This is a genomic window from Desulfuromonas sp. AOP6, assembly GCF_009731355.2.
Lineage (GTDB): Bacteria > Desulfobacterota > Desulfuromonadia > Desulfuromonadales > SZUA-540 > SZUA-540.
In genome coordinates this window covers 1,731,635-1,746,298 of the sequence record NZ_AP022810.1, presented here as the reverse complement: position 1 = coordinate 1,746,298, position 14,664 = coordinate 1,731,635, and the positions used below count along the sequence as shown (strand labels likewise).

Below are 14,664 nucleotides of genomic sequence, written 5' to 3'. Positions count from 1 at the left end.
TTCAGGGAAAGGAGAGGCCTGCGGGTTTCTCCTTTCTTCGTTTTAGGAGGGTACTATGGTCAAGGTTGCAGTTGTGGGCGCCAGTGGATATACGGGCGTCGAACTTATCCGTTTGTTGGCCGCTCATCCGGCAGTTGAGATCAGCTGTCTAACCTCAAGGCAAAATGTTGGTGACGACATTTCGTCTCTGTTTCCCTCTCTTATTGAGCGGTTTAATCATGTCTGTGATCCTGTCGACATTGATGTCATTCTTGATAAGGCCGACTTCATCTTTACCGCGTTACCACATCAGACCGCGATGGAAGTCGTACCTGATTTTGTCCGTGCTGGCAAAAAGGTCGTGGACCTATCGGCTGATTTCCGGCTTCGTGATATGTCGACTTACGAAGCCTGGTATCAAGCGCATTCCTGCCCAGAGCTTCTTGCCGAGGCGGTATATGGTCTTCCCGAGCTTTATCGGGAAAGGATAAGAGGTGCCCGCCTGATCGCCAATCCAGGCTGTTACCCGACAAGTGTGGCCCTGGCCCTTGCCCCACTTCTCAAGGAAGGGGTGATTGATGTTTCCACACTGGTTGTCGACAGCAAATCCGGCGCCAGCGGGGCTGGACGAGGGGCCAAGGTGGGATCACTTTTCTGCGAAGTCAATGAGGGCTTCAAGGCTTACGGGGTCGGCAATCATCGACATACCCCAGAGATAGAGCAGACTCTTAGTGAACTTGCTGGCCGTCCCGTGGTCTTGAACTTCACCCCACACCTTCTTCCCGTTAATAGAGGCATTCTGTCGACCTGTTATGCCACTTGCACGGTAGGGCAGACCTCCGAGCTTGTTGCCCTGTTTCAGGATTTTTACAAGAATGAACCCTTCGTCCGTATTCATCCACAGGGCCAGTTCCCCGACGTCTCTTATGTACGTGGCAGCAACTTTTGCAATATTGGATTATATGCTGACTCAAGGACGGGAAGGGTGATTGTTGTTTCCGTTATCGATAATCTGGTGAAGGGGGCGGCGGGGCAGGCTGTTCAGAATATGAATCTGATGATCGGCGAAAAGGAGTCTCTAGGCCTGGAGGCTTTGCCCCTTTTCCCTTAGCCTTTTTTCTTTTTTTGAAATCCAATGGCCTCCCTGATGGAGGCCATTTTTTTTAAGGTCCAGATCGCCATGGCTGGCCGCCGGCAAAACTGTTGCCGGGTGATACCTCCTATGGTAGTTTAGCCTAATTCTGATGGCTTACGCGTAAGGTATTTTTTTGAATAAAAAAGAGCGCCTCGACAAACTGCTTGTATTAAAAGGTCTGGTCTCCTCACGAGAACGTGCCCGCTCCTTGATTTTGGCAGGCAAGGTTATAGTCGGGGACCATGCTGTCGACAAGGCAGGAACTCTTGTCCCGGAAGGTGCCGATATCCGCTTGAAGGGAGAAGATATCCCTTACGTGTCCCGTGGTGGTCTCAAATTGGAAAAGGCCTTGCATCATTTCAACATTTCGGTCCAGGGTGTTGTCGCCGTCGATGTAGGAGCCTCCACCGGCGGGTTTACTGACTGTCTGCTTCAGCATGGAGCCACTCGGGTTTACGCTGTCGATGTAGGTTACGGCCAGTTGGCTTGGAAACTCCGTGAAGATGCAAGGGTTGTCAACTTGGAGCGGATCAATATCCGCCATCTTGATTCGGCAAACCTTCCAGAGCGGCCTGCGCTGGCGGTAGTTGACGCCTCCTTCATCTCCCTTGAAAAAGTTTTGCCCGCAACGCTGAGTCTGCTTGAGCCCAAGGGGTGTGTGGTGGCTTTAATCAAGCCTCAGTTTGAAGTAGGTCGGGGGGAGGTTGGCAAGGGGGGGGTTGTGCGAGATGAGCATAAACAGATGGAAGTCGTTGAAAAGATCACGCGCTTTATTGAAGCTCTTAACTGCAACATTCTCGGTGTCACGGAAAGTCCGATCCTTGGTCCTAAGGGGAACAGGGAGTTTCTCATATTTTTCAGGAAAGGTGATTGATGAAGCACGGACGGGCCTATTTTATCGGTGCTGGTCCGGGCGATCCCGGCTTGCTTACCCTGAAAGGGGCGAAGGCTCTTGGTCGTTGCCAATCTGTTTTTGTTGTGCCACCCTATGATCAGACTTTTGGCGACTACCTTGCCCGTAAAAACTTGTTTGTTCCTTTTGCCTGGGATTTTATTCCCCTGCGCGATAAAGTCCTGGAGTTGCTCCAGACCGAGAATGTAGCCTTCTTGATCCCTGGAGATTTATCCGTATTTTGTCCCTTTCAACCTTTGCTGGAAGAACTGGGTTCTCACGCAGAAGTCATTCCTGGTGTCGCTGTCATGAACACTGCCTCGGCTTTCGTTAAAAAGTCGTTGACCGCGGGCCATCGTAATCCGAGGGTCATTCAACTCTCAACCAGAATGATAGAAGAGACCGATTCGCTTTTTGAAACCCTGCCTGAAGAGACGACACTGGTCATCTATATGAACTCTTGGCCACTGGAAGAGCTGGGGCGTCGTTTGCGGTAAGGTTTTGGAAAAAATATCCCCATCGCCATTTTTCATCGACTGGGGATGCCCGGAGAAACTGTACTGGAAGGAACTCTTAATGACCTTGAGGCTCTTTGCGGCCCCTGGTCTTTTTTGCAGCAGTTATCCAGGGAGGATGCCTCCTTGACGCTTATCGTTGCCGGTGAAAGCCTGGCGGCCTGTCCTGATGGACATTGGTGGGATCATAAGCGTGAACAGTCATGGCGTAAACGTTATGGGTCGCCTGAGCCCAGCAATTTCTGACGGGAGCACCTGTGGATCTCAAATTTCTGCACACTGCCGATATCCATCTCGATGCTTCTTTCTCCTCCCTGGGAACCAAAGAGAGCATTCGACGCAAAGATCTGTTGGATTGTTTTGATCGGTTGATCAATCTGGCGATCAAGAACGAGGTCCACCTTTTTGTCGTCGCCGGCGATCTGTTCGATCATCCTCGACCTTCCGCCTCTACCGTTGGAAAAGTTCAGGCGGGACTTCAGCGGTTATCCGATCGTGGCATCATCCCTGTTCTGCTGCCAGGTACGCATGACCACATTGTCGCACCCGACAACATCTATCACCGAACCAACTTTCCTGGCGCTGTACTGCTTGACGCCCCCCAGGTCGAAAGCCCTACTACGATTACCATAGCAGGCGTTGACGTCCATCTCTACGGCTTTGCCTATCATCCCCGCCATTCAAGTGAAGCGTTAAAGGGGATGAAGCGGCATCAGCTGAACGGTGTGCATCTAGGCTTGCTGCATGGTTCCCTCAAGGGGAGTCCCGAGTGGGATCATCGTCCCAAGGATCTGCCATTTACGCTGGAAGACATCAAAGGCTGGGGGTTGGATTATGTCGCTCTAGGTCATTATCACAACTTTTCAGTGTTGCGCGATGGTGATAAGGTTCTTGCCTGCTACCCGGGCACTCCGGAAGGGCGCCGCTTCGGTGAAAACGGTTCCCGGCACTGTGCTCTTGTTTCCGTGAAAAGCGATGGTGTTTCTGTTGAGAAGCTCTCTGTAAACCAGCGCGTACTTAAGGAAGAGACGCTCGACATTACCGGCATGGATAACGAGGATGAGATAGCCGAGGCGGCAAGGCGATTGGCAGACCCCAATCTTATTTTGCGACTCACCTTGACTGGGGTTCTGGAAAGACCTTTCGAAATCGATCAATTGCGAGAACGTTGTGAAAATGATTTTTTCAACCTTGAATTACGTGACGAAACCGATTTGTTTGAAAGCGCGCTGGTACGGGAAATTGGTGAGGAAGATACGGTTCGCGGCTTGTTTGTGAGACGTGTTCGGCAACTTCTTGAAAAAGTCGCCCCTGAAGAAACCCCGATTCTCGAAGAGGCTCTCAGAGAAGTTCTGGTTCGTTTTTCCCGGGAACGTTGAGGATGTCAATGATTTTACGACAGGTAGATCTCAAACGTTTTGGCAAGTTTGATGAACGGTCCTTCGAGTTCCGGCGAGGGCTGAATATCGTCATAGGCCCCAACGAAGCGGGAAAGTCGACCTTGATGGAAGCCGTTCCAGCTGCCCTTTTTGGTGTTCGGGACAAGGATCGTTATAAGAAATGGGGGAGGTCTGCGGACTGCCAGGTTTCTATGGCTTTTGAGAGCGGGGGCCGTTTTGTAAAAATTGACCGTAACATTCTTACGGACAGAGTGCGCCTCATCGAAACGGATGACCTTTATCAGATTCTTTATGAATTTGAAGGAAAGGTGTCGCCTATGGGGAGATCTTCGGAGCGGCTTGAATACTTTTCCAGGCTGGCCGAGTTTATCCCTATTGTCGAAAACGATCTCTTTCGCGCCTCCGTTTTTTTTGGACAGGGCCGCCTTGAGCTAGACAGTAAAAGCGGGATTGGTGACCGGATAAAGGCACTGCTATCCGGTTATCTTGATGTTGATTATGATCGCGTGCTCTCTTCGCTTCAGGAAGACTATTTCTCCATTTCCAGGGAAAACCCTTGGGGAAAAGATAAAAATCTTGATCGCGAATTGGAACAAACAAAGAGTCGCTTGACAGAAGTATCTCAAGACAGGGAAGCACTGCATAAAGTTATGACGGATCTTGTGGTGATTCAGCATAAGATTCGAGAAATGCAGGAATCTATTGATACGGACAAGGCCGAATGCGCCAGAGGACAAAAATACCTCGCCTATGTTCGGCGACAATGGTACCTCGATGAGCAGCAGCACAGATTGCAGGAAGAATATGAACGTTTGAGTCAGCAGCACAACAAGGTAATAGCCCTCACGCGTAAAAAAGATTCCTTAAGGCAGGAACTGCAATCACTCGGTGTATCCCCCGAATTGGCCGAAACTTTCCCCCTGTTGTTCAAGGAAGGAGAAGAAACAAGACAGCGACTAATTCAACTCCAGGAAGACGGCAATGCGCTCAGGCAGGAACTGTTGTCCTGTGCGCCGCCCTTGCAGCGATGGCCAATTCTCTTCACAGGAGTGGTTTTGCTCTTTGGTGGTGTGGCTGGTTGGCTGGCCGGTTCTCATTGGCCTTATGCCCTGTTGATATCGATTCTGCTTGTTTCCATGAGTTGGGCCGTCTATGTCTGGCGAAGTGGTACGCTGAAGGCCTATACGGAAGGGCTCAAGGGGCAGTTGCGCATCGTCGAACAAGGACGGGAGAAAGCGCAGAACCGTCTTGATGAAATTGACCATGTTCTTGAGGCAGCAGGTTTGTCCGCTCTTAAAATAAAGAAAAGCCCCGTAGAGGAGAATTTCAAGAGGTACAATCTTCTTAAAAGAGAAATGGGTCAACTTGAGGCAGCTCTGCAGGTATTAGAGAGTCTTGAAGGGTTGCAGAAAGACAAAGATCGCCTTTCCAGGGAGTTGGCTGTTGTCGCCCAGCGCCTTGAGGAGGAACGCCCCCTGCGCGGGAAAAACCTTATTCCGCTCGAAGAACTTCCCCATGCTGAAGAGAAACTCAATGCCTTGGAAATATCTATTAAAGAGAGGGAAGAGAAAATAAAGGAGCTTCTGCGCGAGGATAAAGCCTGGTCTTCCCTGTTAGAGGAGTTGCCTGGAATCGAAGCAGAAGAAGCGAGGCTTAAAAATAGGCTCGTTTTTTTGATGCACCGAAAAAAGGTGCTGGCTACGGCGATAGAACTGCTTTCCTCTTCGGTTGAAGAGTTCAGGCGCACCTACCTAGATCGCTTTCTTTCCGATATTTCTCGGTACCTCGGTCTGATTTCTTTGGAACACTATCAGGAAGTCGCGTGCAATGAGAATTTCGAGTTTATGCTTAAAGTGCAGAGCCAAGGGTTCAAACCGCTTGATTCCTTCAGCCAGGGCACTCGAGATGCTGTTTTCCTCGCGATTCGCCTGGCGCTGAGCCGCCATTTGGCCAAGGGGAAAAAGCTGCCATTGTTGCTTGACGATCCCTTGGTCAACCTTGATCGCAATCGCCTCACAGATACCATAAAAGCTCTGGAAACGCTGAGTGCTGAACATCAGATTATCTTCTTTACCCATGACGAAAGCCTTCTTAAACGGGCCACCCGTGATCGCTGGAATTGCGTTTCACTGAATGAGGCCAAAGCTTGTAACATAGCGAAAAGTGCGGAAAGGAGTGAGAATGTCAACCAACTGTGTCTTCTGTAAAATTATTTCTGGAGATATTCCCGGCCACATTGTTTATCAGGATGACTTGGTGGTGGCAATTGAGGACATCAATCCACAGGCCCCTCATCATTACCTGCTCGTGCCGAAAAAACACATTGCCACCACCCTGGATTTAAGTGAAGGAGATGAGACCTGGTTGGGACATCTTTACCTTGTTGCTGGCAACATCGCCAAGGAAAAAGGTTTTGCCGAAGAGGGTTTTCGTGTGGTCAACAACTGTAATGCCGCAGCCGGCCAGACCGTTTGGCATATCCATTTTCATTTACTCGGGGGGCGGGAAATGTCCTGGCCTCCAGGCTAGGAACATCCGAAGGAGCCTTTTGGTGGCAGATCTGTGCTATGATCAGTAAATCGAAACTTTGAGTCGGATGGTATCTCGGTTATCTCTCAGGGTGACCCGTTCAAAGGATGGAGCCATTTTTCTTGAATCCACAGGAAGAACGCATAGAAAAACGCATGATCAATGAGATCATGGAACTCTTGGTAACACACTATGGTGGTGGGTTAAGCGAAGAGGAGCTGGATGTCGGCATAGAATCCCTTCAGAGAGCGATTCAGATAGCCCGAAGTTCGCATTCCGATCAGGTGAGGAAATCCGGGGAGCCTTACTTTTTTCACCCATTGCGGGTCGCTCATATGGCTTCCCGCCATTGGATGGATTTTTCATCGGTCATTGCCGCCATCCTTCACGATGTGGTGGAGGATACTCCCGTAACCCTGGCCCAGGTTGAGGCTGACTTCGGTGAAGAAGTCGCCTTACTGGTTAACGGTCTGACCAAAGCGGCTGACGAGAAACTCAGCCGTGAAGCTCTTAAAGCAAAGACTTATCGGAAACAGCTTCTCCTGGCGATGGAAGATGTAAGGGTTCTATGCCTCAAGTTTTGGGATCGCATTGATAATCTGCAGACCATCGCGGCTCTCAAGCCCGAAAAGCAGTCGCTGATTGCTGAAGAAACACGGTCAGTTTATGTCCCCTTGGCCCGTCATCTCGGGATGGGACACGTTGCTTCCGAATTGGATGCCTTGTCGCTTGGTGTTCTCTACCCACGAAGGGCTCAGCGATACAAACGGGCCGTTGAGACAGTCAAGGCAGAGACCGAGGTCGAATTAAGGAAAATCCGCACTGAAATTATCCACGCCTTTGAACATAACAAAGCCCCCGTTCTTCTCAAGGATCGCTGGCGCCCTTTTTCCATATCAGGGGCCCAGGCCATAAGCCGCGGCTTTCCGACTGTCTATACCTTGGAAATTCAAGTCGACAAAACCACGGACGCTTACCTGGGGCTTGGTTTGCTGCATGGCCTTTATTATCCCATTCCAGGTAAACTCAGAGATCACTTGAGTGTGCCTTCCCAGTTTGGCTACCAAGCCCTAAAGACAACGGTACAGGCGCGACAGTATCGCATGCGCGTGGAGATAACTACGCGAAAATTGGCACGATTCAACGAATCCGGTGTTCTTGCTCCTGGTTTCGAATTTAAAAAAGGCAATTTCCGTGATTTGATGCGCTCCTTTCTCGAAGGAGAATCGGCCATCGACACGGATGCCTTCCGTCTTGCTTCTGCCTCTATTCAAGTCTATACACCCAAAGGCGAGACGATTATTCTTCCCGAGGGAAGCAGTGCTCTTGATCTTGCTTTTGATATCCACGAAGAACTTGGGTTGTGTGCCCTTAGAGCAAGAATCAATGGTAAAACGCGTCTCCTTAAATCTCGCCTCATGGATGGTGATCAGGTGGAGATTGAAAGGAGCGGCAAGCCGCAGGTCCTTCCCAAGTGGCTGGAGTGGGCCATTACGCCTCGTGCCCGGAATGCCATTAGGCGCTATTTGAGATCCAGGGTTCTTGAAGGAGGGCAGGGGGATGCCTAAACAATTCTCATGGGTAATTTTGCCGCTGTTGTGTGTGCTGTTTTTTGTCGGGCCGCCGCTAGCATTTTCGGCGACGGTTTTTGTATACCATCGGTTCGGAGATGAACGCTATCCTTCCACCAACATCGACCTCGACGTGTTCAGGTCTCAGCTTGATCTGCTAAAAGCGCAAAATTATACCGTCATGCCTTTGGGGGAAATTGTATCCCATCTAGAGAGTGGCGGGACTTTTCCTGAAAAAACGGCAAGCCTTACAGTTGACGACGCATACTACTCTTTTTTGACGGGGGCCTTACCCCTGTTGCAGGAATATGGTTACAAAGCGACTCTTTTTGTCAACACCGATGCGGTTGGGGCAAAGGGCTATCTCTCCTGGGATGATCTGCGCGCCATCTCCAAGGTTGGGATCGAGATCGGAAATCACTCGGCGTCTCATCCCTATATGGTCAACAGAAAGCAGGGCGAATCCGAGGCTGCCTGGAATAAACGCATTCTTGCCGATATCCGCAAGGCGCAGAGTGAATTGACACTAGAACTGGGTGTTGAGCCGCAGCTATTTGCTTATCCCTATGGTGAGTATTCTCCGGATATTGTTGAAATCGTTCGCTCTTTTGGCTTTAAAGCAGCAGCAGCTCAGCAATCGGGTGTTATTGATGTGGGAGTGGACAGATTTACTCTGCCTCGCTTTCCCATGGGTGGGCCTTATGCCACCTTGGATGATTTCACCACAAAACTTTCCATGAAAGCATTGCCGGTCGATGTGCTCTTTCCTCAAAGTCCGATAGTTGACAAGGAGGATCCTCCGCTACTTGTCATCGATATCCAGAATGGAGAGGTTGACTTATCCCGGCTGCGTTGTTTTGTCCAAGGACAAGAAGAAGCGACTATTACGCCTGATCCTATCATAGCCGGAAGGTATCGTATTCAGGCAAAGGAGCCGCTCTCGGGAAGACGCAACAAGTACACGCTCACGGCTCCAGGCATAAAAGACGGGCAGTGGTACTGGTTCAGTCAGTTATGGATTAAAAGATGATTTAAGCGGGCGACAAGGAATGTCAGGATTTACGCAAGCTTGTTGTGGAAAGACGAGAAAGGCGGTTAAGGCGAATCATGGTCTTGACATCCTCTATGTAATCCTCGCCTCTCTCAGAATAGCGTTCAAGGCCTGGAACCAAATCTATTCCCTGGGGCGAGATTCCTCCCTTTCTTAATTGTGCCCTTTTTTCACGCAGTTTTCGATAGGCCCAATGGGTATTGATATTAGTCATGTAAGATTGCAGGCTGTCGAAAACTGAATCAAAACGACGTACTTCGTAGGTAGCACCTTCTGGCCGTTCTTGAGGAACCAGCCCTGTCCCTGGGGTAAACGTCCACTCTCCAAAGAGATTATTGCCTAACTGAGCGAAGCGCGAGGTGCCATAGCCTGATTCTATTGCCGCCTGCGCCAGAACGAGCGATGGGGGCAGGATGTCGACCCTTTTCAAGAGGCTGTCGCGAGTCTCGTCGCTCGTTAAAAGATCTCCCTTGACCTTGTACTTTTGGGAGAGAGTTTGCAGGAAATTTTTCTGTTTTTTGGATATGGGATTTCCTTTCCCCAGCGATTGGTAAATCGTAAGGAGACTTTCCCTTTCCTGTAAGATTTCCTCATTGAGGATGAGGATCATCGGTAGGAGTGAGAGAAAAAAGAGACGTTTTTTTTCTCTGACCTCTTCGATATGGGTGAAGTCTTCGGGCAGTTTTTTAAGAATAAAGGGCGGGACTCCTTGATCCAGGGTGTCCCAGTGGTAACCATTTTCTTTAAAAAAGTTTTTTAGTTCGTGGTGTCCTGATATGTGAAGAGTCTTTACCTTGGTAGGCTTGGGTTGGTCGTTGGAGGAGGCAGTCGTCTGGCTTTCTACGCAACCCACCAGTGCGATGGCAAGGAACGGCATGGTAAGGCGGGTTGCTAAATGTCGGACTCTCATCATTTCTCGCTTTTCCTGTGAGGGATATCAGAGTAGATGCCTATACCATAAAAGCAGTGCTCAGCACAAGATGTGCCTGTTGTTTCGTGTTCTGAAAGGAGTATTTCTGTATGAAATCCTATCGGGCGGAGTTGTGGTTTGAGGTGCCTTCCAGGCGGGGTTTTATTAATATCACCTCGAAGGTGCGACGGTGCCTGGAGGAAAGCGCTATTCGAGAAGGGCTATGCCTTGTAAACGCTATGCATATAACGGCCTCGGTATTCATAAACGACGACGAACGCGGTCTGCATCAGGATTTTGATCGCTGGCTCGAGACATTGGCGCCCTTCGACCCCTCGGGCTATAAGCACCACCAGACAGGAGAAGACAACGGAGATGCGCACCTCAAGCGTTCTGTCATGGGCAGGGAAGTGACAGTCGCTGTCACAGATGGGGAGCTTGACTTTGGGCCTTGGGAACAGATTTTTTATGGCGAATTTGATGGAAATCGACCCAAGAGAGTGTTGGTTAAAATTATAGGAGATTAGGTTGGCCATGGAAACTATCAAAACAGCATCTTTTGAATATCTCATCGGTCTTGCCAAAAAAGAACCCTCTGGGGGGTATACCTTTATCCTGGATGGGGAATTTTATCAAATCGAGGACGTTCTTGAAATTTCAAAGATCGCAGAGAAACATGGTTACATAGTTATTTATTGATGGGTGGGACTTTTTGTAAATATTCTAATCCAAATCAGTATATTATGGGCCCGAGAAAAGTAGAAAAATGTTATATTCTGTAGTATTCTTTCTTGCATGAGGTTGTTTCTATTGGAGAGGAAGTGAATATGCCCTTTCTTGACAGTGGTTTTTTGAATGCGCAACTGGCTATGGGGATATTCTCTCTGTATGTTTTCGTTGTGTCGGCTTTTCGCCTGATGGCAGATGATGAGTTTCCACGCCTGACAGCTATGAAGAGGTCTTGGGGGAGAATTCCCGGCCTGGTTATGCATTTTGTGAGCAATGTCGGCCTGCCCATGGTTCTCGGTATCGTTTTTCTCTGTCAAGGGATAGTCGGTTTCGGACAAAAGGGGTTAGAATCGGGGAGGCGGGGGGTAGCCCTTGATTTGAATTATCTACTTGTGTCATCCGTCCGGGATTTTCCTCCCCCAGACTTCTTGCTGCTGGATCCACGGCTTAATGCCTTGGCGCTATCCTCCCTGGCTGAATTCAACCCTTCTATCCTTCTGCACTGGGCCAGTCTCTGCCCCTGATGGGCGACTTCTTTTATTTCAGTACTTCTCTATAGACTTAAATATCTCTCTCCGCCAGGTGGTTCCTTAACCACTTAAATATCCGATCTTTAAGAATCTGGCGCGTTAGTGGTGTCAACAGGATAAAGCCGATGAGGTCTGTACAGAACCCGGGCGTAAGCAGGAGTATCCCGCCGGTGAGAATCAAGGCTGCATGGGCCAGACCCTCGGCCGGCAGGCCACCTTGCTCAATGGATTGGCGGATGTCAATCAGAACCTGGAAGCCTTGAGATTGTGCCAGGTAGGCTCCGGCTATCCCCGTCAGGATGATAAGGGTGATGGTAAGCGGCAACCCGATAAGCCTCCCTGCTTCAAAGAGAACGTAAACCTCAATGACTGGTACCAATGTGAAGAATAGCAGAAGCTTTATAAACATATTTCGCTGATTTTCCCTTTTGGTTGTTGGGGGTTGGGGGCAGGTGGTTCTTTTTTGGTGTCTCCTGGTTTTTTGAGCCTAACATACCGAAAACACATATAAAAAAAGAATGCGCAAATAATGTGCAATACGCTATTTGACAGCTGAGGCCATTCGTTGAGGGTGATATCCACAGGAGTGTACACAGGTTGTCCACTGTTCGTGTGGAAAAGAAGGGGACCCGCTTGAAAGCTAAGCGTTTTTAGCAAATAACCCTCTTGGGTTTATTTTAAATAAAAAGACATGTAGCGGTTGGTTGCCTTCCTGAGAGCCTCTTCCGGGTCTATTTTTGAGACGTAGCACAGTTTAGCCAAGGAAAAAAGAATTTCGCCCAGTTCGGTCTCGGCTTGTGTCTGGTCGTCGAGTTTAAGCCTGCTCAAGCCGTGCGACACTTCCTTGTAGGCTTTTTCTTGATGCTGAACCTCTATATCTTTGGGGTTTGTCCTTTCCATCGTTTTCCGGGCGCGGGCCAACGCCGGTAGACTCGTCGGGATCCCTGAAAAGAGGTTCGGGCTTTCATCTTTTTTTGTTTTTTCCTTATTTTTGATGTGGTTCCACTGTTCTCTCAGGCTGGCCTGGTCTAGCTCTGTGCTTTTTTCGAATACATGAGGATGGCGGCGGATTAGTTTTTTTGATATTTCGTTGGCGACGTCCGCCAGGTCGAACTGTTGTTTTTCTTCAAATATGCGGGCATGAAAGACAATCTGCATCAACAGATCGCCTAGTTCTTCTCTGAGGGCATCCGGTTTCCCACTGTCAATGGCCTCAAGAACCTCATAGGTTTCTTCAAGAAGAAAAGGTTTCAGGGTGGCTGATGTCTGTGCTGCATCCCAGGGGCAGCCAGAGGGAGATCTTAATGTTTCAATGATGGATACGAGCCGGTTGATAGCCTCTGCGGTTCTGGTCATTGGGGTTTGCCTTTTCTTTGAAATAAGGGGGTTTCTTTTTCTTGGCATAGCTCTTTGTGGGATGAATTAAAGGCTTGCAAAAAGATAGGATATACGCTAATAAAAACTGCTTACTTGCCGCTCTGAGTGACTGTGTTTTCCCTTGACAAACCAAGGGCAGTCTTTATACTAACCGCTTTCTTGCTGCCGGGAAACCCCTTTGCTTCTTCATGTTGACAACATAACCAAAGAAGGACTCACTCTCGAGTTTTCAGAACCTGCGTCTTCCTTCCCGGTCTTGGCGGATATGCAGCAGCGTAATGAGGTGTTGTTTGCCGGGGTTATCCAGATACATCTGAAAATTTCCATGCTTGATGGCATGGTTAGTGTTTCTGGAGTCGTTCAGGCCGATGTTGTTTTTCATTGCAGTCGCTGTCTGGTCGAATATGCGACCCCCATTCAGAGCGCTTTTGATCTTACCTACGTAAAAGAGCTTCCTGAGGTTGAAGGGGATGATGAAGAGATTGAAGTTGCCCCGGAAGACATGGGTTTAATGCTTTATTCCGGTGATACTATCGATCTTCGAGAAGCAGTTCAACAAGAAGTGATTATGGCGTTGCCCCTGCGTCCTCTCTGTAAAGCAGACTGCAAGGGACTCTGCCTTAAGTGTGGTGGCAACCTCAATCAAGAAGTCTGTCATTGCGATACCGATGATTTCAGTCTGAAGTTTTCAGCATTGAAGAATTTTAAAGTGGATGAAAAACGATAGAGATTTTGATCCTGTCAAAGAGGTGCCTTGAGCACGCATAGAGCCGATAGGCTTGAATACAGAAGGAGAAACTGATAATGGCTGTACCTAAAAAGAAAACTTCCAAATCCCAGCGCGATATGCGCCGTGCCCACGACGCCTTGAGCGCACCTGGAATTTCCACCTGCCCCCAATGCAAGGAACCGAAGCAGCCCCACCGGGTTTGTGGTTCCTGTGGCAGCTATAAGGGCAAGACCATCGTTGGAACCGAAGAGTAAGAGGTCTGATTGAAGTCCATCGTAGTAGCCGTTGATGCCATGGGGGGAGATAACGCTCCCCAGGTTGAGGTTGAGGGCGCCGTTGCGGCAGCAAGAAAATTTGGGATTTCCATTATTCTTGTTGGGGATTCGGATAGACTCAAGTCGGAATTGGGAAAGTATTCCACTGAGGATTTGGATATTCGCATCCAGCAGGCCAGCGAAGTCGTCGGGATGAGTGATTCGGCTTCTGATGCCGTTCGAAAAAAGAAAGATTCTTCGATTCGGGTCGCTTTTAATCTGATTAAAAATGGCGAGGCCAGTGCTGTTGTCAGCGCAGGCAATTCGGGTGCCACCATGGCTGCGGGGATGTTTGTCCTTAAACGCATCGGTGGAATTGACCGGCCTGCTATTGCAACGATAGTCCCGAATCTCAGTGATCAGACCCTGGTGCTGGATGTAGGGGGAAACGTCGATTGCAAACCACAGCATCTCGCGCAGTTCGCTCTCATGGGCGAGGTCTACTGTAGAAGTGTTCTTGGGAAAGAACGTCCCAGGGTCGGTCTGCTCTCCAACGGGGAAGAAGAAAAAAAGGGGAATGAATTGTCCCGTGAGGCGCATAGATTGCTCCGGACTGCTCCTTTTAACTATGTTGGAAACGTAGAAGGTCGGGATATCTATAACGGTAAGACGGATGTCGTCGTGTGTGACGGTTTTGTCGGAAACGTTGTCCTGAAGGTCTCCGAAGGGCTGGTCGAGGCTGTCGGCACCATGCTGAAGAAAGAAATGAGCCGCCGATTCTTCGCCAAGATCGGATTTCTTCTGGCCAAACCCGCCTTCCGGGCTTTTAAGAAAAAAGTTGATTATGCCGAATACGGTGGTGCTCCGCTTTTGGGTATTGATGGTGTAGGTATGATATGCCATGGCGGATCAAGCCCCAGGGCGATTATGAATGCCATCAATATGGCCCGCGAAGCCGTGGCGAGCAAAACCAACGAAAAGTTGGTGGCCCAGTTGGAAAAAACCGAGTCTCAAACTGACGAAGCAGCCCTGTAGGCAACTCGGCTTGATTTCAACTGTTGG

17 protein-coding genes are annotated in these 14,664 nt (G+C 49.4%); 14 read left to right on the top strand and 3 right to left on the bottom strand.

What is annotated here, in order from left to right:
* Positions 1 to 55: 55 nt before the first annotated feature.
* The 8 genes from argC to AOP6_RS08185 all read left to right on the top strand — a co-directional run bounded on the left by argC (position 56) and on the right by AOP6_RS08185 (position 9,051).
* On the top strand, positions 56 to 1,090 hold the full coding sequence (argC, locus tag AOP6_RS08220; protein WP_155876266.1) for an N-acetyl-gamma-glutamyl-phosphate reductase: 1,035 nt from the start codon (positions 56 to 58) through the stop codon (positions 1,088 to 1,090).
* Between the two features lie 157 nt (positions 1,091 to 1,247).
* Positions 1,248 to 1,988, top strand: coding sequence for a TlyA family RNA methyltransferase (locus AOP6_RS08215; protein ID WP_213194521.1), 741 nt, complete (start codon positions 1,248 to 1,250; stop codon positions 1,986 to 1,988).
* Positions 1,988 to 2,503, top strand: a complete 516-nt coding sequence (locus AOP6_RS08210; protein ID WP_155876264.1) for an SAM-dependent methyltransferase — start codon at positions 1,988 to 1,990, stop codon at positions 2,501 to 2,503. The genes AOP6_RS08215 and AOP6_RS08210 overlap by 1 nt, the downstream gene beginning before the upstream one ends.
* 275 nt (positions 2,504 to 2,778) lie before the next feature.
* Positions 2,779 to 3,900: a DNA repair exonuclease gene (locus tag AOP6_RS08205; RefSeq protein ID WP_213194520.1), complete on the top strand. Its 1,122-nt coding sequence runs from the start codon at positions 2,779 to 2,781 to the stop codon at positions 3,898 to 3,900.
* Positions 3,901 to 3,908: 8 nt separating this feature from the next.
* A complete protein-coding gene (locus AOP6_RS08200; protein WP_213194519.1) occupies positions 3,909 to 6,128 on the top strand; it encodes an AAA family ATPase in 2,220 nt (739 codons plus the stop codon).
* Complete coding sequence (locus AOP6_RS08195) at positions 6,103 to 6,450, top strand: histidine triad nucleotide-binding protein (protein WP_155876261.1); 348 nt, start codon at positions 6,103 to 6,105, stop codon at positions 6,448 to 6,450. The genes AOP6_RS08200 and AOP6_RS08195 overlap by 26 nt, the downstream gene beginning before the upstream one ends.
* A 122-nt stretch (positions 6,451 to 6,572) precedes the next feature.
* A complete protein-coding gene (locus tag AOP6_RS08190) occupies positions 6,573 to 8,018 on the top strand; it encodes an HD domain-containing protein (protein WP_225897258.1) in 1,446 nt (481 codons plus the stop codon).
* Positions 8,011 to 9,051 carry a polysaccharide deacetylase family protein gene (locus tag AOP6_RS08185; protein ID WP_155876259.1) on the top strand — a complete coding sequence of 347 codons (1,041 nt, stop codon included), beginning with the start codon at positions 8,011 to 8,013 and terminating at the stop codon, positions 9,049 to 9,051. Before AOP6_RS08190 ends, AOP6_RS08185 begins: the two co-directional genes overlap by 8 nt.
* Before the next feature lie 22 nt (positions 9,052 to 9,073).
* Here the strand turns inward: AOP6_RS08185 and AOP6_RS08180 are convergent, their stop codons facing one another.
* Positions 9,074 to 9,985 (bottom strand): glucosaminidase domain-containing protein, encoded by a 912-nt coding sequence (locus AOP6_RS08180; RefSeq protein WP_155876258.1) that lies wholly within the window; start codon positions 9,983 to 9,985, stop codon positions 9,074 to 9,076.
* A gap of 107 nt (positions 9,986 to 10,092) precedes the next feature.
* Between AOP6_RS08180 and AOP6_RS08175 the strand changes: the two genes are divergently transcribed.
* From AOP6_RS08175 to AOP6_RS08165, 3 genes are all read left to right on the top strand, one after another.
* Entirely contained in the window at positions 10,093 to 10,509 is a 417-nt protein-coding gene (locus AOP6_RS08175) for a secondary thiamine-phosphate synthase enzyme YjbQ (protein ID WP_155876257.1), read from the top strand.
* Between the two features lie 7 nt (positions 10,510 to 10,516).
* Positions 10,517 to 10,681: a hypothetical protein gene (locus AOP6_RS08170; RefSeq protein ID WP_213194518.1), complete on the top strand. Its 165-nt coding sequence runs from the start codon at positions 10,517 to 10,519 to the stop codon at positions 10,679 to 10,681.
* Between the two features lie 128 nt (positions 10,682 to 10,809).
* A complete protein-coding gene (locus AOP6_RS08165) occupies positions 10,810 to 11,235 on the top strand; it encodes a hypothetical protein (RefSeq protein ID WP_155876256.1) in 426 nt (141 codons plus the stop codon).
* Positions 11,236 to 11,272: 37 nt separating this feature from the next.
* On the opposite strand, the gene AOP6_RS08160 is transcribed toward AOP6_RS08165, so the two are convergent.
* Positions 11,273 to 11,650, bottom strand: coding sequence for an FxsA family protein (locus tag AOP6_RS08160; protein ID WP_155876255.1), 378 nt, complete (start codon positions 11,648 to 11,650; stop codon positions 11,273 to 11,275).
* A 263-nt stretch (positions 11,651 to 11,913) separates the two neighbouring features.
* Entirely contained in the window at positions 11,914 to 12,597 is a 684-nt protein-coding gene (gene mazG / locus AOP6_RS08155) for a nucleoside triphosphate pyrophosphohydrolase (protein ID WP_213194517.1), read from the bottom strand.
* A 199-nt stretch (positions 12,598 to 12,796) separates the two neighbouring features.
* Between mazG and AOP6_RS08150 the strand changes: the two genes are divergently transcribed.
* From AOP6_RS08150 to plsX, 3 genes are all read left to right on the top strand, one after another.
* Entirely contained in the window at positions 12,797 to 13,345 is a 549-nt protein-coding gene (locus AOP6_RS08150; RefSeq protein WP_155876253.1) for a DUF177 domain-containing protein, read from the top strand.
* A 77-nt stretch (positions 13,346 to 13,422) separates the two neighbouring features.
* Entirely contained in the window at positions 13,423 to 13,602 is a 180-nt protein-coding gene (gene rpmF, locus AOP6_RS08145; RefSeq protein WP_155876252.1) for a 50S ribosomal protein L32, read from the top strand.
* Positions 13,603 to 13,620: 18 nt separating this feature from the next.
* Complete coding sequence (gene plsX, locus AOP6_RS08140; protein ID WP_155877680.1) at positions 13,621 to 14,637, top strand: phosphate acyltransferase PlsX; 1,017 nt, start codon at positions 13,621 to 13,623, stop codon at positions 14,635 to 14,637.
* Positions 14,638 to 14,664: the final 27 nt, after the last annotated feature.